Genomic DNA, 20,654 nt, shown 5'->3' on the forward strand with positions numbered 1-20,654 from the left:
CGCGGATCACCCGAAGGTGAAGCAGTACGCTTCGAGCCCTGGGCGGTCGAACTCCAGCTGCAGCACCGCATCCTGTATGCGTCCGGGCTGCCGGATCAGCTGGAAGGTGTCCTGGCGGTCGACCACGCCGCGGCCGTCCGCATCCACATCTGTGCCGTGGGCGTCGCCCGGCGGTCGACCGTCGAGCAGTACCCGGAACGGGATGCTGCTGCCGGCCGGGGTCGGCCCCATCACGAGATTCGCATCGCGCGCGTGGAAGGCGAACGCGACGCTGCCTCCGGCCTCGTCGAGCACCGCCGCGTGCTGCGCGTGCGTCCATCGGCCGGTCAGATCCCAGCCGTTCAGCGGCAGCGCGCGGGTGCCGTCGTAGGACTCGCTCCGGTCGTAGCGGTCGGCGGACTCGGACACGAAGCCGCTGCTCTGGCCGTAGCCGAGGTAGGTCTCGGGCGAGCGGAGGTCGCGCCAGTCAGCCGCCACTTCCAGTCCGTGCGGCTCGACCATCACGAGGTTCAGATCCAGGTCGCGGGCGCCCGCGGCCATCAGCAGCCGCTGGATCATCATCTCCGTGCGCTCGTACTCGCCTTCGCCGAAGTGGTGGAACCGCAGCCGACCGTCGGCGTCGGCCAGGTAGACGGCCGGCCAGTAGTGGTTGGCGAAGTCGTCCCAGACGCCGTAGTCGTCATCCACTGCGACCGGGTAATCGACACCGAGCGCGCGGGTGCGCTCGATCACGTTCGCCCGGTCGTGCTCGAAGCCGAACTCGGGCGTGTGGACGCCGATCACGGTGAGCCCGTCGGTGGCGTACTTCTCGTGCCAGGCGCGCAGGTACGGGAGGGTGCGGAGCCAGTTGACGCAGGTGTAGGTCCAGAAGCCGACGAGGACGACCCGGCCGCGCAGTCCCTCCGGGGTGAGCGGCTCCGAGTTGAGCCAGCCGGTGGCGCGGGCGAACGAGGGGAGCCGGCCCTCGTCGGGCAGCGGCTCCTCATCTCCCGCGAGGCGGTGCGCGATGGTGCGGAACAGACCGCGCTCGCGGTCGCCGTCAGCCGACACGGTGGTCCTCCGTTCCGGCGACCGTCGCATCGGCCATCCGCGCGACGTCGAGGACGGCGTCGGCAAACGCGCGCGGCGCCTCCTGCGCCAGGTTGTGCCCGACACCGCCGGTGATGAGCCGGTGCTCGTAGGGCCCGGTGAAGCGGTCACGGTAGGCGGCCGGATCGAGGTGGAAGGCGCCGTTCGCGTCGCCCTCCAGGGTGATCGCGGGGACCGGGATCACCGGACGGGCAGCGATGCGGGCCTCCACCTCGTCGAGACGGGGATCGCCGTCGGCGAGCCCCAGCCTCCACCGGTAGTTGTGGATGACGATGTCGACGTGATGGGGATTCGCGAATGCCGGTCTGCTGCGCTCGAAGGTGGCGTCGTCGAAGTCCCATCGCGGTGACGCCGTGCGCCAGATCAGCCGCGCGAACTCGTCACGGTACCGGTCGTAGCCGGCTCGGCCGCGCTCGGTCGCGAAGTAGAACTGGTACCACCAGGTCAGCTCGTCCACCGGGTGGAGCGGGTTCGCGTTGGCGGCCTGACCGGCGACGAGATAGCCGCTCGTCGTCACCTGACCGATCACGCGCTCCGGCCACAGCGCGGCGAGGATGTTCGTCGTCCGGGCGCCCCAGTCGCAGCCGCCGACCAGCGCCCGCTCGATGCCCAGCGCGTCCAGCAGAGCGATCGCGTCGGCGGCGAGCGCGGCCGGCTGACCGCTCCGCAGGGCGCCGGGGTCGCGGAACGTCGTCGTGCCGTAGCCGCGGAGGAACGGCACAACGACGCGGAAGCCGGCGCCCGCGAGCGCGGGCACCACGCCATCGAAGCTGTGGATGTCGTACGGCCAGCCGTGCAGCAGGAGCACCGGTGGGCCGTCGGCCGGCCCCGTGTCGGTGTATCCGACGTTCAGCTCGCCGGCGTCCACCTGCCGCACCGCGTCCATCCCGTCGGTTTCGGACATCCCATCGATCTCAGCCATGCTCGCGCTCCCGTCGTCTGATCCGATCCTGGCCCCGTCGCCGGTCAGCGGAGAGACCGGAATGTGGCGCGGAGCTCCTGCGAGAACAGCTCCGGCTGCTCCCACGCGGCGAAGTGGCCGCCGCGGTCCAGACGGTTGAAGTGGATGAGATTCGGGTACGCGGCGGTCGCCCAGCTCCGCGGTGCGGCGTAGATCTCATCCGGGAACACGCTGACGCCGACCGGGAGGGTGACCTCCTTCGGCGCGAAGAACGCGAGCTTGCTCTCCCAGTAGAGCCGCGCGGACGAGACCGCGGTGTTCGTCAGCCAGTACAGCGTGACGTTGTCGAGGATGTCGTCGCGCGTCAGTCCCTCCGAGCCGCCGGCGAAGACGCGGGCGATCAGGTCGTAGCTGCGGGCGTCGTGGTCGAGCATCCACGCGGCCAGCCCGACGGGGGAGTCGGCGATCCCGTACAGGGTCTGCGGGCGGTTGCCCATCTCCTGCGCGTAGGCGAGACCGTGGGCGTAGAAGAACGCGAGCTGGTCCCACGCTCCGCGCTCCTCGGGGTCGAGGTCGGCGGGCGGCTGCTCGTGCGCATCCAACGCCTCCTGGATCGCGGGCGGGATGGTCGCCGCCATGTTGGTGTGGATGCCGATGAGCCCGGGAGGGGCGAGCAGGGCCAGCTGCTCGGTGACGGCATTGCCCCAGTCGCCGCCCTGTGCGACGTAGCGGTCGTAGCCGAGCCGCCGCATCAGTTCCGCCCACGCCCGGGCGATGCGGATCGGGTCCCAGCCGGTCGCGTCGGGCTTGCCCGAGAAGCCGTGGCCGGGAAGCGACGGGATGACCAGGTCGAAGGCGTCGGAGGCGTCGGCTCCGTCGGAGGTCGGGTCGGTGAGCGGGCCGATGATCTTCAGCTGCTCGATGACGGAGCCCGGCCAGCCGTGCGTGACGATCATCGGGAGGGCGTCCGGGTGCGGCGACCGGATGTGCAGGAAGTGGATGTCGAGGCCGTCGATCTCCGTCACGAACTGCGGGATCTCGGCCAGCCGAGCTTCGACCGCGCGCCAGTCGTGCTGGTCGGCCCAGTATTCGGCCAGGGCGTGCATGACGTCGAGCTGAACGCCCTGCGAGCTGTCGTCGACCGTCTCGCGCTCGGGCCAGCGGGTCGCGCGGATCCTGCGCCGGAGGTCGTCGAGCTCCTCGTCGGTGGCGGTGTAGGTGAACGGGCGGATGTCCTCCGCGCTCGTGCTGTCGGCGTCCTGGCGGTGTTCGGCGATGGTCATGGCTGCTCCTCGGATGTTCGGTGGTCCCGGTCTCGGCGGTGCCCGCTGTCCCGGCGGTGTGCGCTGTATTCGGCGGTCGGGCGGCCGTCGCGAGTCGGTGGTGACGCCGGGCGGTCGCCGGCGGCATCGGGGAGAACCGTCAAGGGGGCGGGCGCACCGCGGCAGGGTGGCGGGAACCCCTCACCGCTCGCAGGCGTGTGAACGTCCTCATCCCGCGTGCGCGCCTCGCAGCGGGCGGAAAGGGATGGTCGCTAGGATTTCCAGCAACGTCCGCCGAACCGAGGGATGCCGATGACCGATCTGCCGCGACGGCATCAGCGCGCCCGGGGACCGGAGGGCGTCCGTCACGGTCGGCTGCCGCGGCGGCGCGCCGGGATCGCGGCGCTCAAACTCCTCGCGGGAGCAATCGTGGTCGCGTTCGTCAGCATCGGCTCGGTCGCCGGCTACGCCGTGTGGGACGTCGCGCACTCGATCAAGACCGGCGTGCACCTTCAGGCGCTGCCGGGCCAGACGCCCATCCCGCAGGACATCCCGAACGTGGGAGCGATCCCGGGCGGCGTCAACCTGCTCCTCGCCGGCACCGACAGCCGCAGCGACCTGGGCGGAATCTACAACAGCGAGGACGAACAGGACGCCAGCAGCGGCGCGGGCAACAACGACGTCACGATGCTGCTGCACATCGCCCAGGACCACAAGAGCATGATGGTCGTCAGCTTCCCGCGCGACCTGATGGTGGCCATCCCGGACTGCCCGGACCCGAACGGCGGGACGATCGACGGCAGCTCGTACGCGCAGTTCAATACGGCACTGTCCCGCGGCGGCCTCAACTGCGTGGTGGCGACGGTGTCGAAGATGACAGGGCTGAGCATCCCGTTCGCCGCGGTGATCAACTTCAACGGCGTCAGCGCCATGTCGGACGCGGTCGGCGGCGTCACCGTCTGCCTCGCCTCGCCCGTCACCGACGACTACACCAACCCGCCGCTCGACCTCCCCGCCGGCGAGAACACGATCGTCGGGGATGTGGCGCTCTCGTTCCTGCGCAGCCGTCACGGCGTCGGCGACGGCAGCGACCTGGGCCGCATCTCCAACCAGCAGGTCTTCCTGTCGGCCCTCGCCCGCAAGGTCGTGGACGGCGGGGTGCTCTCGAACCCGGTGCAGCTCTATGCGCTGGCGAAGGCGGCCGTGAACAACATCACGCCGTCGGACACCCTGACGAACCCCACGACGCTGGTGCAGATCGCGCTGGCGCTCAAGGACACGGGCCTGCAGAACATGGTGTTCGTGCAGTACCCGGCGGTGACTGACCCGGACAACCCGAACCGCGTGGTGCCGCAGGAGTCGGCGGCGGATGCGCTCAACGAAGCCCTCGTCAACGATCAGCCGGTGAAGCTGACCGGCTCGACCGGCCGTGCCGCTGAGGACCCCACCGCGACCGCGTCGCCGGCGCCGGAACCGGGCGGGGAGCCGTCGCCCGCGGCGCCCGCCGCCCCGGCGACACCCGCCGCGCCCGCCACGCCCGGGACAACGGACCCGTCCGCCGGGGGAGCAGTCGAGCTGCCGTCGACCATCACCGGCCAGACGGCTGCGCAGCAGACCTGCACGAAGGGCAACAACTAGCCGGGTCTCGTGCGCGGAACGGAGGGGATCTGCGCTCCGCGGGCGCGCATCCACCTCCGTTCGTGGCGAAACGCCGGGGCGTCGGCCGGTATCTCCTCCGTTCGTCCCGCGCGCCGCCGCGTGACGAATAGGGAGGAATTCGGCGGGCCGGGACGGCGTGTCTGCGCGGAACGGAGGGGATGTGCCGGCGAGTGGCCGCATCCACCTCCGGTTCTGGCGCGGGGCGATCGGGGGATGTTGCCTCGATCCGCGCGAGCACGTTGAATGAGTCCATGACCAACGTGCGGATCGAGCGGATGTCGTCGCTCCAGCTGAGAGTGCTCGTCATCGCGATCCTCGCGAGCTTCGTCGCCTTCCTCGACGGCGCCGTGATCAACGTCGCCCTTCCGGCGATCTCGAAGGAGCTCGGCGGAGGGCTCCCGCTGCAGCAGTGGGTGGTCGACGGCTACCTCGTGACGCTCGGCTCGCTCATCCTCATCGCCGGGTCGCTCTCCGACGTATTCGGGCGCAAACGCGTGCTCTATGCGGGGCTGATCGGCTTCGGCATCACGTCGCTGATGTGCGCGTTCGCGCCGACCGGGGTGTTCCTCGTGATCGCCCGGGCCCTGCAGGGCGTCGCCGGGGCGCTGCTCGTGCCGAGCTCGCTCGCGATCATCATCTCCCGCTTCGACGGCCCGGCCCAGGCGAAGGCGATCGGCCGCTGGACGGCGTGGACCGGCGTCGCGATGATCGCCGGGCCGGTGGTCGGCGGGATCTTCGTCGACACGCTGTCGTGGCGGTGGGTGTTCGTCATCAACGTGATCCCGATCGCGATCACGCTGATCCTCATGATGACCCTGAAGGGCGAGGACAAGGGGATGGGCGGCCGCGTCGACTACGCCGGTGCGATTCTCGGATCGGTGGGTCTCGCCGGGACCGTGTTCGCCCTGATCGAGCAGGGGACGTACGGATGGGGGAATCCGCGCGTCTGGATCCCGCTCGTCCTCGGCATCCTCAGCCTGGTGGCGTTCTTCATCGTGGAGACGCGGGTGAAGCAGCCAATGCTGCCGCTCGGCCTGTTCAGCGTCCATAACTTCTGGGTCGGCAACGTCTCCACGTTCTTCGTCTACGGCGCGCTGTCGTTCGGCCCGCTCATCGTCACGCTGTACCTGCAGCAGGTGGCCGGGTTCTCGGCGATCGCGGCCGGGTTCGTGTTCATCCCGTCCACGCTGTGCATGCTCCTGCTCTCCGGGCTGTTCGGCGGGCTCGCCGGCCGTTACGGGCCACGGCTCTTCATGGCGGTCGGGCCGATGATCGCCTCCGCGGGCTTCCTCTGGCTGCTGATGATGGGGACGGACGTCGACTACTGGACGACCCTGCTGCCCGCGGTCCTGCTGTTCGGAGTCGGCCTGTCGATCACGGTCGCGCCGCTGACGAGTGCGATCCTGGGCGCCATCCACCCGGAGCAGGCGGGCATCGCGTCGGCCGTGAACAACGCCGTGTCGCGTATCGCCGGGCTGCTCGCGGTCGCCGCCGCGGGCATGATCATCGGCGGCACGCTCGACACCGAAGGGCTCCACCGCGCCATGATCGCCGCCGCCGCGCTGCTGCTCGTCGGCGGCGTGGTGTCGGCGATCGGCATCCGCAACAAGGCGCCGGTCGCCGACAAGATTCAGACCGTGACCGACTGACCGGTCAGCGCGAGCATGGCGACGTCCACGATGGCGCACGTCATGATCAGCTGCATGAGGAGGCGCGTCGGGGTCCGCCGGAACAGCAGGACGATCCCCGTCACGGTCGCGGCGAGTCCGATGACCAGCCCCACGATGAGGAGCGGGCGCACCGGGAGGCCCGGGCCGAACGTGATGAGCAGCGTCGCGATCGCGAGCGCCGCGAAGGCGAGCAGTCCGCTGAGCCGCGCGCCCAGCCGATGCGGGAGCCCGCTGATGCCGGTGCGCGCGTCGTCTTCGAGATCCGGGAGCACGTTGGTGACGTGCGCGGCGACGCCGAGCAGAGCGCCGGCGGCGAACACCCACCACTGCGGCAGTGCGGGCTGCTCCTGGCCCAGAGTGGCGATGGCGGGCAGAACGCCGAAGGCGACGGCGAACGGGACGAACGAGTAGACGGTCGCCTTGAGGCCCAGGTTGTACGCCCAGCCGCCGGCGATGGCGATCAGGTGCGCGACCAGCGCCCCCGGCCCGAGCGGGATCGTCAGCAGGATCGCCGCGGCCAGCGCGACGAACGCGGCGGCGCGCACGGTGGCGACCGACACATCTCCGCGTGCGGCCGGCTTGTCGCTGCGCTCCACCGCCCGGTCGCGGGCCGCATCCAGCCAGTCGTTGCACCAGCCGATCGAGAGCTGACCGAAGAGCACGGCCAGCGCGAGGATCAGGAGCCGGCCGGGCGGATAGCCGAGGCCGACTCCGAGCAGTGTGGCGATGACGGTGACGACCACCGTCGGCCCCGGATGACTGGCGAGCAGGAGGGAGAGCACCTTCTTCGCCATGCCGTCATCGTATCCCGAGGCTGGGCTGCAAACTGCTTGCGTCGATCTGCAAAAGCTTGCGTACACTGTGGCCATGTCAAAACGACTCGCCGAAGTAGCGCGCAAGGTCGGTGTCAGCGAGGCCACCGTCAGCCGCGTCCTCAACGACAAGCCGGGGGTGTCCGACGCCACGCGGCAGGCGGTGCTGACCGCCCTCGACGTGCTCGGGTACGAGCGGCCGACCAAGCTGCGCGGGGAACGCGCGCGACTCGTCGGACTCGTCCTCCCCGAGCTGCAGAACCCGATCTTCCCCGCCTTCGCCGAGATCATCGGGGGAGCGCTGGCTCAGAACGGCTACACCCCGGTGCTCTGCACGCAGACCGCCGGCGGCATCTCAGAGGCCGACTACGTCGAGCTCCTGCTGCAGCAGCAGGTCTCCGGCGTGGTCTTCGTCGGCGGCGCCTATGCCCAGCAGGATGCGGACCACAGCCACTACGGCCGGCTGACCGACCTGCACCTCCCGACCGTGCTCGTGAACGCACCCGTCGACTCTCTGGGATTCGCCACGGTGTCGTGCGACGACACGGTCGCCACGACCCAGGCGCTGACGCACCTGCGGTCGCTCGGGCACGAGCGGATCGGGCTGCTGCTGGGGCCGCGCGACCACATCCCGTCGCAGCGCAAACTCGCGGCGGCCCGCCAGGTGACGGCGGAATGGGGCGACGAACTGGATGAGTCGCTCGTCGTGCACTCGCTGTACTCGCTCGAGGCGGGTCAGGCGGCGGCGACCCGGCTGCTCGCCGCCGGTGTCACGGCGATCGTGTGCGCGAGCGACCCGATGGCGCTCGGGGCGATCCGTGCCGCGCGGCGCGCCGGACTGTCGGTGCCGCGCGACGTCTCCGTCGTCGGCTACGACGACTCGGCGCTGATGAACTGCACCGAGCCTCCCTTGACGACGATCCGGCAGCCGATCGAGCCGATGGGACGCACGATCATCGAGCTCCTGCTCCGTCAGATCTCGAGCGATTCGGCGATTCGCGACGAGCTGTTCTTCGAGCCGGAATTGGTGGTGCGCGGGTCCACCGGGCCCGCTCCGCACGCTGGCTGAGGCCGCAAGCGCACGCAAAAGTGCGCAAACCAATTACGTATTGTTGAGTTCTTGCGTCATTCTGTCGTTCTAGCTACATTTCGGTGAACGACGACGGCGCCGCGGTGTCCGTCGCGACGACAGACGACCGAAGGACTCAGCGTGGATCTCACCGTGATGGACGGCGGCACCGCCGCACCCGTCGCCGCTCCGAAGCCGGCGAGCGCCGGCACCACGGCGCGTGCCGCATCCACACCGCCGTCCGACGACCCGCAGTGGTGGCGCAGCGCGGTGATCTACCAGATCTACCCGCGCAGCTTCGCGGACGGGAACGGCGACGGCGTCGGCGACCTCGCCGGCGTGCGGCAGCACCTGCCGTACCTCGCCGATCTCGGCGTCGATGCGCTCTGGTTCACGCCCTGGTACGACTCGCCGCTTGCCGACGGCGGCTACGACGTCGCGGACTACCGCCGCATCCACCCGGCTTTCGGCGACCTGGCCGAGGCCGAGGCGCTGATCGGCGAAGCGCTCGCCCTCGGCATCCGCACCATCATCGACGTCGTCCCGAACCACGTCTCCGACCGGCACCGCTGGTTCCAGGAGGCCCTCGCCGCCGGCCCGGGATCGCCCGAGCGCGAACGCTTCTGGTTCCGGCCCGGCCGCGGCGACGACGGCTCGCAGATGCCGACGTCGTGGCCGTCGAACTTCTCCGGGGACACCTGGACGCGCACGACGAACCCCGACGGGACGCCCGGCGAGTGGTACCTGCACCTGTTCAGCCCGCAGCAGCCGGACCTCAACTGGGACCACCCGGATGTGCGGCGCGAGCACGAGGACATCCTGCGGTTCTGGTTCGATCGCGGCGTCGCCGGAGTGCGCATCGACTCGGCCGCGCTGCTCGTCAAGGACGCGGCGCTGCCCGAGGTGCCCGAGCATCCCGGGGCGGGGGAGCACCCCAACCAGGACCGCGACGAGCTCCACGACATCTACCGCGGCTGGCGCGCCCTCGCCGACGGGTATCCGGGAACCCGGGTGCTGGTCGGCGAGATCTGGCTGCCCGACATCGAGCGGTTCGCGCTGTACCTGCGACCGGACGAGCTGCACACCGCGTTCAACTTCGACTTCCTGGCCCGGCCCTGGGATGCGGTGGAGCTGCGCGCATCCATCGACGAGACGCTCGCGGCACACGCGCCGGTCGGCGCTCCGAGCACCTGGGTCCTCTCGAACCATGACGTCACCCGGGCGGTGACCCGGTACGGTCGCGAGGACTCCTCGTTCGCCTTCGCCACCAAGCGCAAAGGCACCCCGACCGACCTCGCCCTCGGGACGCGCCGGGCACGAGCCGCTGCCCTCCTCACGGCCGCACTGCCCGGTTCGCTGTACATCTACCAGGGCGACGAGCTGGGGCTGCCGGAGGTCGAAGACCTTCCCGACGAGCTCCGCGAGGACCCGATGCACGAGCGCTCCGGCGGCGTCGATCCCGGTCGGGACGGCTGCCGGGTCCCGCTCCCGTGGCGGGGGACGCAGGCGCCGTTCGGATTCAGCCCCGAGGGAGCCGACGCCGAGCCGTGGCTGCCGCAGCCGGCCGGCTGGTCGGCGCTGACCGTGCAGGCGCAACAGAGCGACCCCGCCTCCATGTTGTGGCTGTACCGGCAGGCGCTCCGGATCCGCCGCGCAGAGCCCGGCCTCGGCGACGGACCGCTGACCTGGCTGGATGCGCCGGACGGTGTGCTGGCCTTCGCCCGCGGCGCCGCCTTCGCGAACGTCACCAACCTCTCCGCCGCTCCGGTCGACCTCCCGGAGCACCAGGCGATCCTCCTCAGCAGCCGTCCGCTCATCGACGGGAAGCTGCCACCCGACTCGACGGTCTGGCTGCGGACGCAGCACCGGCCGACGGGACACCTCGCCACCTGAACGCACCATCCACGCACTGCACCATCCACGCACTGCACCATCACTCGAAAGGGTCCAGACAATGAAGTCATCACTCAGGATCACGGCGGTCGCCGCGGTCACCCTCGCCGGAGCGGGGCTCCTGGCCGGATGCTCGTCATCCGGCGGCGACTCCGGCGACGGGAAGGTCCACATCACCGTCGCCAGCCTCATCCCGGGCAGCGACAAGGCCGCGTTCACGGCCTTCGACGACCGGATCAAGGAGTTCGAGAAGGCCAACCCGAACATCGACATCAAGTCCGAGGAGTACCAGTGGACGGGCCCGACCTTCGCGACCCAGCTCGCCGGCGGCACCCTCCCGGACGTCTTCAACGTTCCGTTCACCGACTCCCAGTCGCTGCTCCAGGCGGGTCAGCTCGCCGACATCACCGCGGAGGTGAAGAAGCTGCCGTACGCGGACAAGTTCAACGAGAACGTGCTCGCGGTGGCGAAGTCCGGAGACAAGATCTACGGCATCCCGTACGGCCCGTACGCCATGGGGCTGTCGTACAACCGCGAGATCTTCCAGAAGGCCGGTCTCGACCCGGACAAGCCGCCGACGACCTGGGACGAGGTCCGTTCTGCCGCCAAGACCATCTCCGAGAAGGTTCCCGGTGTCGCCGGCTACATGCAGATGACGCAGGGCAACACCGGCGGATGGGAGCTGACGACGACCGTGTACGCCCGCGGCGGCCGGATGGAGACCACCGACGGCGGGAAGACGAAGGTCACCACCGACAACCCGGTCACCAAGGAGGCGCTGCAGTGGCTGCACGACCTCCGGTGGGAGGACAACTCGGTCGGCAGCAACTTCCTGCTCGACTGGAGCGGCATCAACCAGGCGTTCGGCGCCGGGCAGATCGCCATGTACCCGTCCGGATCCGATGTACTCACCTCGCTGGTGCAGCAGAACAACGTCGACCCGGCGAACTACGGGCTGACGATGCTGCCGATCGACTCGTCGAACAGTGACGCCGGCGTGCTCGTCGGCGGCAACGTCGCGGCCGTCAGCCCCAAGTCGTCGCAGGCCCAGAAGGAGGCCGCGGTGAAGTGGATTGACTTCTACTACATGCAGAAACTGCTCGACAAGGACCAGGCGATCGCCGACGCGAAGGTGCTCGTGAAGTCCAACCAGCCGGTCGGCGTTCCCACCCTGCCGGTGTTCGACAAGGCCACCTACGACCAGAACATGGAGTGGATCAAGGGCGAGATCAACGTGCCGCAGGAGAACGTGGCGCCGTTCACCGACAAGATCTTCGACGCCAGCCTGGTTCCCGAGCCGAACAAGCACACGCAGGAGCTGTACGGCGCGCTCGACTCCGTCGTCCAGGCCGTGCTGACGGACAAGAACGCGGACATCGACCAGCTGCTGAAGAAGGTCGACAGCGACATCCAGAAGCTCGTCGACGCCGACAAGTGACCGACACAGACACGTGACAACACACGATCGACAGCTGAGTCGTCCCCGCCGCACACCCCTGACGTGGGTGCGCGGCGGGGGCCTCAGCTCCCTGCTGTTCCTGCTGCCGATGCTCCTGATCTTCGGCTTCTTCTCCTGGTGGCCCATCGTGCGGAGCGTCGTCATGAGCTTCCAGCACACCAACCTGGTGAGCGCGCCCACCTGGGTCGGCTGGGACAACTTCGTGCAGGTGGTGAACGATCCGCTGTTCTGGACGGCGGTCGGGAACACCGCCTGGTTCGCCTTCCTCGCGCTGCTGCTCGGCTACCCCATCCCGCTGATCGCGGCGGTGCTGATGAGCGAGGTGAAGCGCGCGAAGGGCCTGTACAGCGCGCTCGCCTACCTGCCCGTGGTGGTACCGCCGGTGGTGGCGGTGCTGCTGTGGAAGTTCTTCTACGACGCCCGCCCGGACGGCGTGTTCAACACGATCCTCGGCTGGGTCGGTATCCCGCCGCAGCCCTGGATCCAGTCGGCGACGCAGGCGATGCCGTCTCTCGTCGTCGAGGCGACCTGGGCTGCGGCGGGCGGAACGATCATCATCTACCTGGCCGCGATCACGGGGGTGGCGCCGGAGCTGTATGACGCGGCGGAGGTCGACGGCGCGGGCATCTGGCGCAAGATCTGGCACGTCACGCTGCCGCAGTTGCGCAGCGTCCTGCTGATCACGCTCATCCTGCAGATCATCGGCACGGCGCAGGTGTTCCTGGAGCCGTTCCTCTTCACCGGCGGCGGCCCGGTCGATTCGACCGTCACCATCCTGCTGCTCATCTACCGGTACGCGTTCCAGAACTCGCTCGGCGGCGACTACGGCGCCGCCACCGCGCTCAGTCTGATGCTGGCGGCGTTCCTCGCCGTGCTGTCCCTCGTGTACTTCCGCCTCACCAAGTCCTGGAGCCAGAATTGACGACCTCGACCGAGCTGCCGCGCGAGGCGGCGGCCAACGCGCAGGAGCTCCTCGCGCCGGCTCCCCAGGAACCGGGCAAGCAGACGCGGACTCGACGGCGGGAGCGAGAGGACGCGGGCGACCGCGGCATCCTCTCGATCTCCGACAGGCGGAAGCCCGGGGTGCGGTGGAGCGCACGCGTCATCCACGGCGCTCTGCTCGTCGTCCTCGTGATCGTCGGCCTCGGGCCGCTGCTCTGGCTCGCGAAGTCGGCCATCACGCCGACGGAGGACACTCTCCGCACGCCGATGGCGCTGTTCCCGAACGGGGTGGACTGGGCGAACCTGTCGACCGCGTGGTCGACGGTCCACATCGACGTGCAGTTCATGAACACGATCTGGGTCGCGGCCGGCTCGTGGGCGGCGCAGATCCTGGTGGCGACGACGGCCGGGTATGCGTTGAGCGTGCTCCGGCCGAAGTACGGGAAGGTGCTGTACGGCCTCATCCTGACGACGCTGTTCGTGCCGTCGGTAGTGCTGCTCGTTCCGTTGTACCTGACCATCCTGAACCCGCCGCTGCTCGGCCAGTCGCTCATCAACACGTTCTGGGCGGTGTGGCTGCCGGCCGGCGCGAGCGCCTTCAACGTCGTGCTCGTGAAACGGTTCTTCGACAACCTGCCCCGGGAGATCTTCGAGGCGGCTCGGACGGACGGGGCCGGGCCCTTCCGGTTGTTCTGGTCGATCGTGCTGCCGATGTCGAAGCCGATCCTCGGCGTGGTGTCCGTGTTCGCGATCATCGCGGCGTGGAAGGACTATCTGTGGCCGCTGCTCGTGCTGCGCGACCCGGCCATCCAACCGCTGTCGGTGCGGCTGCCCACGCTGCAGGCGGCGATCCAGCTGGATGTGTACCTCGCCGCCCTGGCGATCTCGACGCTCATCCCGATCGTGCTGTTCCTGGTGTTCCAGGGCCTGTTCCTGCGGAGCGCGGGGCTCGGCGGCGCCGTGAAGGGATGAGACGGCTGGGTTAGCATCGAGGGATGCGCGCAGCCCGACGCCGGACGGCCGCGGTGGTCGCCGTGGCGCTCTCGGCGACCCTGCTGTCCGGGGTGCTGACCGGATGCGTCGGCCCGGCGCCGGCCCACACTGCGGGCGGGACACGCACCGCCGCGGCTGTGCCGACTCCCTCGCCCACGCCGACGGTCGACCCGGTCGAGGCGTACGCACGGCAGCGGCTCGCCAACCTGACCCTGCGGCAGAAGGTCGCGAGCCTGTTCATGCTGCACACACCCGGCACCGACCCGGCGGCACTGCGCGGGTACGTCGACCGGTACGGCGTCGGCGGCATGATCCTGATGGGCGACAACATCCCGGCGACCCCCGCCGAACTCGCCGCGCAGACGGCGGCCATGTCCGCATCCGATCCCGGCCTCCCTCCGCTGATCGGTGTGGACGAGGAGGGCGGCGACGTCACGCGTCTGGGCTGGGACGACCAGCCGGGCGCCGACACCCTGCGAGACCAGGACCCGGCAGCGACGCGCGACGCCTTCGCCCGGCGCGCGACGCTCCTGAAGCAGGCCGGGATCTCCGTGAACTTCGGGACTGTCGCCGACGTCACCGCGGACCCGGCCTCCTTCATCGCCGACCGCGTGCTCGGGACGGACCCCGGCGCGGCGGCCGCCCGTGTCGCCGCCTCGGTTACGGGGGAGCGCGGGACGGTGCTGAGCACGCTCAAGCACTTCCCCGGCCACGGCGAGAGCGAGGCCGACTCGCACCACGCCGTGCCGTCGACCGCCGTCAGCAAGCAGGACTGGTCGACGCGGGACGCCCCGCCGTTCCAGGCGGGCATCTCCGCTGGAGCCGAGCTGGTGATGTTCGGGCACCTCGCCTATACCCAGGTGGATGCGGCGCCCGCGTCGCTCTCGGCGGCCTGGCACCGCATCCTGACCGATGAGCTCGGGTTCCGCGGCGCGAGCATCACCGACGACCTGCGGATGCTGCAGGACACGGGGCTGCCGCAGTACCAGGACCCGGGGGAGAACGCAGTGCAGGCGATCGCGGCGGGGAACACCATGGTGCTCGACGTGCTGCCGGCCGGAGGCGATCCGGATGCGCTCATCGATGCCGTCGTCACGGCTGTGCAGCAGGGACGCATCCCGGTCGCGCAGATCGACGCGGACGCGCTCAAGCTACTGGAGCTGCGCCGGTCGCTGTCCGCGGAAGAGTGACGCGTCAACTTTTTTCGCGAATCGCGGAATAGTCCGGGAGTCCATGCGCTTGCATGTATTCGACGCGGGGCGGATGGGCCGCCCGGCGCGCGACTTCTAGGAGACACCGTGACCATCGAGATCCCCGGCTACAAGGCAGGCACCTGGACCATCGACCCCGCCCACAGCGAGGTCGGCTTCAGCATCCGTCACCTGATGATCAGCAAGGTGAAGGGCGTCTTCGAGAACTTCGACGCCACCTTCGTGACCGCCGAGAACCCGCTCGAGTCGAAGGTCACCGCGAAGGCCGACGTCGCCTCCATCAACACCAAGGACAAGAACCGCGACGCGCACCTCCGCACCGGCGACTTCTTCCTCGCCGAGGAGCACCCGACGATCGACTTCGTCTCGACCGGCGTGCGCCACGAGAACGGCGAGTTCCTCGTCGACGGCGACCTCACCATCAAGGGCGTCACCAAGCCCGTCACCTTCGAGTTCGACTTCGGCGGCTTCGGCCAGGACCCGTACGGCAACTACAAGGCCGGCGCGACCGCGAAGACCAAGATCAACCGTGAGGACTTCGGCCTCACCTACAACGCCGCGCTCGAGACCGGCGGCATGCTGCTCGGCGACGAGGTCACCATCACCCTCGAGCTCCAGGCCGTCCTCGCCGCCTGACCCTGCGCTTCGCGCCCCTGCCCCCAACGCCCCTCCGCCCACCGTCGAGTCCGCGCTTTTTGCACACGACGCGCCTCGTGCGCGTGCAAAGTTCGTGGACTCGACGGTGGGCGGGTTCGTTTAAGAAGGGGTCAGTGGCCGATGAGGGGGGAGAGGGTGCGCGCGATCACGGAGGCGCGGCGCGTGACGGACTCCTCCAGGTCGGCGGACTCCATCGCGACGAGGCCCGCGTTCGCCCCGGCGAACCGCAGCGGCTCGGGCTCCCACCGCGGTGAGCGGTGGCCGACCCACGGCAGCATGGTCAGGTCGGTGCGGGATCCGGTGAGCAGGTCCGCCAGCGTGCGCCCGGCCAGGTTCGTGGTGCTGAGCCCGTCGCCGACGTAACCGCCGGCCCAGGCCTCGCGCGCATCCCGGTCGTAGCCGACGCTCGCGTGCCAGTCGCGCGGGACCCCGAGCGGTCCGCCCCAGTGGTGCGTGATCCGGGCGCCCGCGGCGTCCGGGAAGAGGTCGTAGAGCGTGTGGATGAGGTGGTCGCGCACGCGCAATGACCGGTCGTATCCCGGCCGGATGGCGCTCCCCAGGTGGTACCGCGCGCCGCGGCCCCCGAACGCGAACCGGTTGTCGGCGGTCCGCTGCCCGTAGACGATGAGGTTCCGGAAGTCGGTGAACGTCTGCCCGTGCTCGATGCCGATGCGCTCCCACGTGGCGTCGGGCAGCGGCTCGGTCGCGATCATCAGCGAGTAGAGCGGGAGGATGCGGCGGCCCACCTGCGAAAGCTGCGAGCCGTACCCTTCCGTCGCATTGACCACGGTCCCGGCCCGGACCGTGCGCGCGGAACCGCCGGAGCGCACCTGCACCGTCCCCGCGTCCCACGACAGCACCTCCGTGCCCTCGGCGATGGTCGCTCCGCGGCGTTCGACGACCCGGGCGAGACCGCGCACCAACTTCGCCGGGTGGATGCGCGCGCAGGCCGGCGTGTATGTCGCGGCCAGCGCATCCGGCACCCCGAACTTCGAGCGGACCGTCTCGGTGCCCCACAGCGCCACGCGGTCGACGCGGTAGCGCTCCGACTCCTCGAACTCGGCGCGCGCGGCCGCGACCTGCGGCTTCGACCGGGCGAACGTCACCGTTCCGCCGCGGGCGAAGTCGATGTCGATGCCCTCGGTCTCGGCGACCCGCCCGACCTCGTCGACGGTGTCGACCATCGCCTGGCGCAGGCCCACGGCCGCATCCCGGCCGTATCGCGCCTCGAGCTTCGACGCCGACCACGGGAACAGCGACGAACACCAGCCGCCGTTGCGGCCGGACGCACCGAAACCGGCGACCTCCTTCTCCAGCAGCAGGATGCGCAGAGACGGATCGCGCTCCTGCAGGTAGTAGGCGGTCCAGAGGCCGGTGAGCCCGGCGCCCACGATCGCCACATCCACATCGGCGTCGGCGTCGAGACCGGACCGGGGGCGGAAGCCGTCCTCGTCGGCGGCGATGGAGTCGAACCAGAAGCCGACCGTGCGGTAGTCCATTGCGCTCCTTCTCGTTAAGGCGCGAATCCGGGACCGCGTGAGCAGTCCCGGATTCGTCCTTTGGGGGTCTTACAGGTGGTTCGAAGCCTCCGTCAGCACCGATTCGAGGATCTGGCGGATCTCGACGAACTCGCTCGGGCCGATGGTGAGCGGCGGGGCGAGCTGCACCACGGGGTCTCCACGGTCGTCGGCGCGGCAGTACAGGCCGGCGTCGAACAGGGCCTTCGACAGGAACCCGCGGAGCAGACGCTCCGACTCGTCGTCGTTGAAGGTCTCCTTGGTGTTCTTGTCCTTCACCAGCTCGATGCCGAAGAAGTAGCCGGCGCCGCGGACGTCGCCGACGATCGGCAGGTCGAGCAGCTTCTCGAGCTCGGCGCGGAACAGCGGGGAGTTCTCACGGACGCGCTCGTTGAGCTGCTCCTCCTCGAAGATGTCGAGGTTCTCCAGCGCCACCGCGGCCGAGACCGGGTGACCGCCGAACGTGTAGCCGTGGTAGAACGACGTGTTGCCGTGCTTGAAGGGCTCGTAGACGCGGTCGCTGATGATCGTCGCGCCGATGGGGGAGTACCCGCTGGTCATGCCCTTCGCGCAGGTGATCATGTCCGGGACGTAGCCGTACTCGTCGCACGCGAACATGTGGCCGATGCGGCCGAACGCGCAGATGACCTCGTCGCTGACCATGAGGACGTCGTACTTGTCGCAGATCTCACGGACGCGCTGGAAGTATCCGGGAGGCGGCGGGAAGCATCCACCCGAGTTCTGCACCGGCTCGAGGAAGATCGCCGCGACGGTGTCGGGACCCTCGAACTGGATCATCTCCTCGATGCGGTTCGCCGCCCAGACGCCGAAGGCCTCGATGTCGTCGGTCGGCGCGCCCATCTCGCCCGCACGGTAGAAGTTGGTGTTCGGGACGCGGAACCCGCCGGGGGTGAGCGGCTCGAACATCTCCTTCATGGCCGGGATGCCGGTGATCGCCAGGGCGCCCTGCGGGGTGCCGTGGTAGGCGACGGCGCGCGACAGCACCTTGTGCTTGGTCGGCTTGCCCTGCAGCTTCCAGTAGTACTTGGCCAGCTTGAACGCGGTCTCGACCGCCTCACCGCCGCCCGTGGAGAAGAAGACGCGGTTGAGGTCGCCCGGCGCGTACGAGGCCAGCCGGTCGGCCAGCTCGATCGCGTTCGGGTGGGCGTACGACCAGATCGGGAAGAACGCCAGCTGCTCGGCCTGCTTCGCCGCCGTCTCGGCGAGGCGCTTGCGGCCGTGGCCCGCGTTCACCACGAAGAGTCCGGAGAGCCCGTCGATGTACTGCTTGCCGTGCGAGTCCCAGATGTGGTGGCCTTCGCCGCGCGTGATGATGGGGACGCCGTGGCCCTCTTCCATCACCGACTGGCGGGCGAAGTGCATCCAGAGGTGGTCGCGCGCCTTCGCCTGCAGCGCCGCCTCCTCGGCCGCGATCGGCTCGCCGAACGTTTCTACGGTTGTCGTCATGGTTATCGCGTTCCCCAGTTGTAGAACTGTTTGTGGAGTTTCAGATACACGAACGTCTCGGTGGACAGCACGCCCTCCAGCGTCCGGATCTCGGAGTTGAGCATCGTGATGAGGTCGAGGTCGTTCTCGCACACCACCTCGGCGAGGATGTCGAAGGTGCCGGCTGTCAGCACCACGTAATCCACCGCCGGCATGGCCGCCAGCGTGTCGGCCACCGCACGCGTGTCGCCCGTGCAGCGCACGCCGATCATCGCCTGACGGTAGAAGCCGAGCTGCATGGGGTCGGTCACGGCCACGATCTGCATCACGCCCGACTCGGTCAGCTTCTGCACGCGCTGGCGCACCGCCGCCTCGCTGAGACCGACGGCCTTGCCGATCTCCGCGTACGACTTGCGGCCGTCCGCCTGCAGTTGCTCGATGATCGCCTTGGAGACGTCGTCGATGACCGCAGCCTTCTGGCCGTTCGCTGCCCGAGGGGTACTCATGGAGCGATTCTGTCAGTGGATTGGATGTCTGGCAAGCGATTCCGCACGAATTTGCCCGTTTCGCTGACGAAATCAGTAGGCTGACCGCCATGACAGCTACCGACTCACCCGTACGTGAACTGCGGAACTTCGTCGACGGCCGCTCCGTGGAGGCACGCGGCACGGACAGCATCCCGCTGATCGACCCGGCGACGGAAGAGGTCTACGCCACGGCACCCGTGTCCACCGAGGAGGATGTCGCCGACGCGTACACCGCCGCCGAGCGCGCCTTCCGGACGTGGGGGCAGACCACGCCGGCCGAACGCCAGCTCGCGCTGTTCCGGATCGCGGACGCGATGGAGGCGCGTGCGGAGGAGTTCGCGGACGCCGAGTCGCAGGACACCGGCAAGCCGCGCGCCACGCTCGTGGAGGACGAGATCCTGCTGTCGGTGGACCAGATCCGCTTCTTCGCCGGCGCCGCCCGCAACCTGGAGGGGCGGTCGGCGGGGGAGTACATGCCCGAGCACACCTCCTTCATCCGGCGTGAGCCGATCGGCGTCGTCGGCCAGGTGACGCCCTGGAACTACCCGCTGAACATGGCGGTGTGGAAGTTCGCCCCGGCGCTGGCCGCGGGCAACACGACCGTGCTGAAGCCGTCGGACACGACCCCGCTGTCGACCCTGCTGCTGGCGGAGGTCGCCGCCGAGTTCCTGCCGGCGGGCGTGCTCAACGTGGTGCTCGGCGACCGGACGACCGGCGCGGCGATGACCGCGCATCCCATCCCGCAGCTGATCTCGATCACCGGGTCGGTGCGGGCCGGCATGGAGGTGGCGCGCGCGGCCTCCTTCGACCTCAAGCGGGTGCACCTCGAGCTCGGCGGCAAGGCGCCCGTGATCGTGTTCGACGACGCCGACATCGAGAAGGCGGTCGCGGGCATCGTAGCGGCGGGATACTTCAACGCCGGCCAGGACTGCACGGCGGCGACCCGCCTGCTCGTGCAGGACGGCATCCACGACGAGTTCGTCGCCGCCCTCGCGCACTACGCTCGCGAGAACGCGCGCACCGGCGCTTCGCGGGAGGATGGCATCCTCTACGGTCCGCTGATCAACGCCAACCAGCTGGCGCAGGTGTCGGGATTCGTCGACCGGCTGCCCGACCACGCCCGCGTCGAGCTGGGCGGCAACCGCCAGGGCGACCGCGGCTACTTCTGGGAGGCGACGATCGTGTCCGGGCTCCGGCAGGACGACGAGGCCGTCCAGAACGAGATCTTCGGCCCGGTGCAGACCATCCAGCGGTTCACTGACGAAGCGGAGGCGCTGGCGAACGCGAACGGCGTGAAGTACGGGCTGGCGTCGTCGGTCTGGACGAAGGACCACGGCCGGGCGATGCGGTTCGCCAAGGGGCTCGACTTCGGCTGCGTGTGGATCAACACGCACATCCCGATCGTCGCCGAAATGCCGCACGGCGGGTTCAAGCATTCCGGCTACGGGAAGGACCTGTCGGCGTACGGCTTCGAGGACTACACGCGCATCAAGCACGTCATGTCGTACATCGGAATTTAGGTCAGGGCGCGTTATCACAACGCGCGT

The 20,654-nt window shown here is 69.5% G+C and carries 17 protein-coding genes; 10 read left to right on the forward strand and 7 right to left on the reverse strand.

Annotation, left to right across the window (positions count from 1 at the left end):
* Positions 1-6 precede the first annotated feature (6 nt).
* From J2Y42_RS12795 to J2Y42_RS12805, 3 genes are all read right to left on the reverse strand, one after another.
* On the reverse strand, positions 7-1,050 hold the full coding sequence (locus J2Y42_RS12795) for a thioredoxin (protein ID WP_309859180.1): 1,044 nt from the start codon (positions 1,048-1,050) through the stop codon (positions 7-9).
* The gene (locus tag J2Y42_RS12800; protein WP_309859183.1) at positions 1,040-1,993 is read right to left on the reverse strand and encodes an alpha/beta hydrolase; all 954 of its coding nucleotides are present in this window, start codon (positions 1,991-1,993) and stop codon (positions 1,040-1,042) included. Before J2Y42_RS12800 ends, J2Y42_RS12795 begins: the two co-directional genes overlap by 11 nt.
* A gap of 62 nt (positions 1,994-2,055) precedes the next feature.
* Positions 2,056-3,273 (reverse strand): epoxide hydrolase, encoded by a 1,218-nt coding sequence (locus J2Y42_RS12805; protein WP_309859185.1) that lies wholly within the window; start codon positions 3,271-3,273, stop codon positions 2,056-2,058.
* A gap of 291 nt (positions 3,274-3,564) precedes the next feature.
* Here J2Y42_RS12805 and J2Y42_RS12810 point away from each other — a divergent pair, with 291 nt between their 5' ends.
* Positions 3,565-4,890 (forward strand): LCP family protein, encoded by a 1,326-nt coding sequence (locus tag J2Y42_RS12810; protein WP_309859188.1) that lies wholly within the window; start codon positions 3,565-3,567, stop codon positions 4,888-4,890.
* A 272-nt stretch (positions 4,891-5,162) separates the two neighbouring features.
* Entirely contained in the window at positions 5,163-6,560 is a 1,398-nt protein-coding gene (locus J2Y42_RS12815; protein ID WP_309859189.1) for an MFS transporter, read from the forward strand.
* Here J2Y42_RS12815 and J2Y42_RS12820 read toward each other — a convergent pair.
* Positions 6,542-7,375, reverse strand: a complete 834-nt coding sequence (locus J2Y42_RS12820) for a UbiA family prenyltransferase (protein ID WP_309859191.1) — start codon at positions 7,373-7,375, stop codon at positions 6,542-6,544. The two genes, J2Y42_RS12815 and J2Y42_RS12820, sit on opposite strands and share 19 nt — an antisense overlap.
* Positions 7,376-7,448: 73 nt before the next feature.
* On the opposite strand from J2Y42_RS12820, the gene J2Y42_RS12825 reads away from it, so the two are divergent.
* The 7 genes from J2Y42_RS12825 to J2Y42_RS12855 all read left to right on the forward strand — a co-directional run bounded on the left by J2Y42_RS12825 (position 7,449) and on the right by J2Y42_RS12855 (position 15,596).
* Complete coding sequence (locus J2Y42_RS12825) at positions 7,449-8,462, forward strand: LacI family DNA-binding transcriptional regulator (protein WP_309859193.1); 1,014 nt, start codon at positions 7,449-7,451, stop codon at positions 8,460-8,462.
* A 156-nt stretch (positions 8,463-8,618) separates the two neighbouring features.
* Positions 8,619-10,355 carry a glycoside hydrolase family 13 protein gene (locus J2Y42_RS12830; protein ID WP_309859538.1) on the forward strand — a complete coding sequence of 579 codons (1,737 nt, stop codon included), beginning with the start codon at positions 8,619-8,621 and terminating at the stop codon, positions 10,353-10,355.
* 61 nt (positions 10,356-10,416) lie between these two features.
* Positions 10,417-11,793 (forward strand): extracellular solute-binding protein, encoded by a 1,377-nt coding sequence (locus tag J2Y42_RS12835; RefSeq protein ID WP_309859196.1) that lies wholly within the window; start codon positions 10,417-10,419, stop codon positions 11,791-11,793.
* Between the two features lie 13 nt (positions 11,794-11,806).
* Positions 11,807-12,736, forward strand: coding sequence for a sugar ABC transporter permease (locus tag J2Y42_RS12840; RefSeq protein ID WP_309859198.1), 930 nt, complete (start codon positions 11,807-11,809; stop codon positions 12,734-12,736).
* Positions 12,733-13,728 (forward strand): carbohydrate ABC transporter permease, encoded by a 996-nt coding sequence (locus J2Y42_RS12845; protein ID WP_309859200.1) that lies wholly within the window; start codon positions 12,733-12,735, stop codon positions 13,726-13,728. Before J2Y42_RS12840 ends, J2Y42_RS12845 begins: the two co-directional genes overlap by 4 nt.
* Before the next feature lie 23 nt (positions 13,729-13,751).
* Complete coding sequence (locus J2Y42_RS12850; protein WP_309859203.1) at positions 13,752-14,939, forward strand: glycoside hydrolase family 3 N-terminal domain-containing protein; 1,188 nt, start codon at positions 13,752-13,754, stop codon at positions 14,937-14,939.
* A 108-nt stretch (positions 14,940-15,047) separates the two neighbouring features.
* Positions 15,048-15,596, forward strand: a complete 549-nt coding sequence (locus J2Y42_RS12855) for a YceI family protein (RefSeq protein ID WP_309859206.1) — start codon at positions 15,048-15,050, stop codon at positions 15,594-15,596.
* A 131-nt stretch (positions 15,597-15,727) separates the two neighbouring features.
* On the opposite strand, the gene J2Y42_RS12860 is transcribed toward J2Y42_RS12855, so the two are convergent.
* The 3 genes from J2Y42_RS12860 to J2Y42_RS12870 all read right to left on the reverse strand — a co-directional run bounded on the left by J2Y42_RS12860 (position 15,728) and on the right by J2Y42_RS12870 (position 19,086).
* Positions 15,728-17,116, reverse strand: a complete 1,389-nt coding sequence (locus J2Y42_RS12860; protein ID WP_309859208.1) for an FAD-dependent oxidoreductase — start codon at positions 17,114-17,116, stop codon at positions 15,728-15,730.
* 69 nt (positions 17,117-17,185) lie between these two features.
* On the reverse strand, positions 17,186-18,601 hold the full coding sequence (locus J2Y42_RS12865) for an aspartate aminotransferase family protein (protein WP_309859213.1): 1,416 nt from the start codon (positions 18,599-18,601) through the stop codon (positions 17,186-17,188).
* Positions 18,602-18,603: 2 nt separating this feature from the next.
* Positions 18,604-19,086: an Lrp/AsnC family transcriptional regulator gene (locus tag J2Y42_RS12870; protein ID WP_309859217.1), complete on the reverse strand. Its 483-nt coding sequence runs from the start codon at positions 19,084-19,086 to the stop codon at positions 18,604-18,606.
* A gap of 89 nt (positions 19,087-19,175) precedes the next feature.
* Between J2Y42_RS12870 and J2Y42_RS12875 the strand changes: the two genes are divergently transcribed.
* A complete protein-coding gene (locus tag J2Y42_RS12875) occupies positions 19,176-20,627 on the forward strand; it encodes a gamma-aminobutyraldehyde dehydrogenase (protein ID WP_309859219.1) in 1,452 nt (483 codons plus the stop codon).
* The last annotated feature ends 27 nt before the right edge of the window (positions 20,628-20,654 follow it).

It is taken from the genome of Leifsonia sp. 1010, from assembly GCF_031455295.1.
GTDB lineage: Bacteria > Actinomycetota > Actinomycetes > Actinomycetales > Microbacteriaceae > Leifsonia.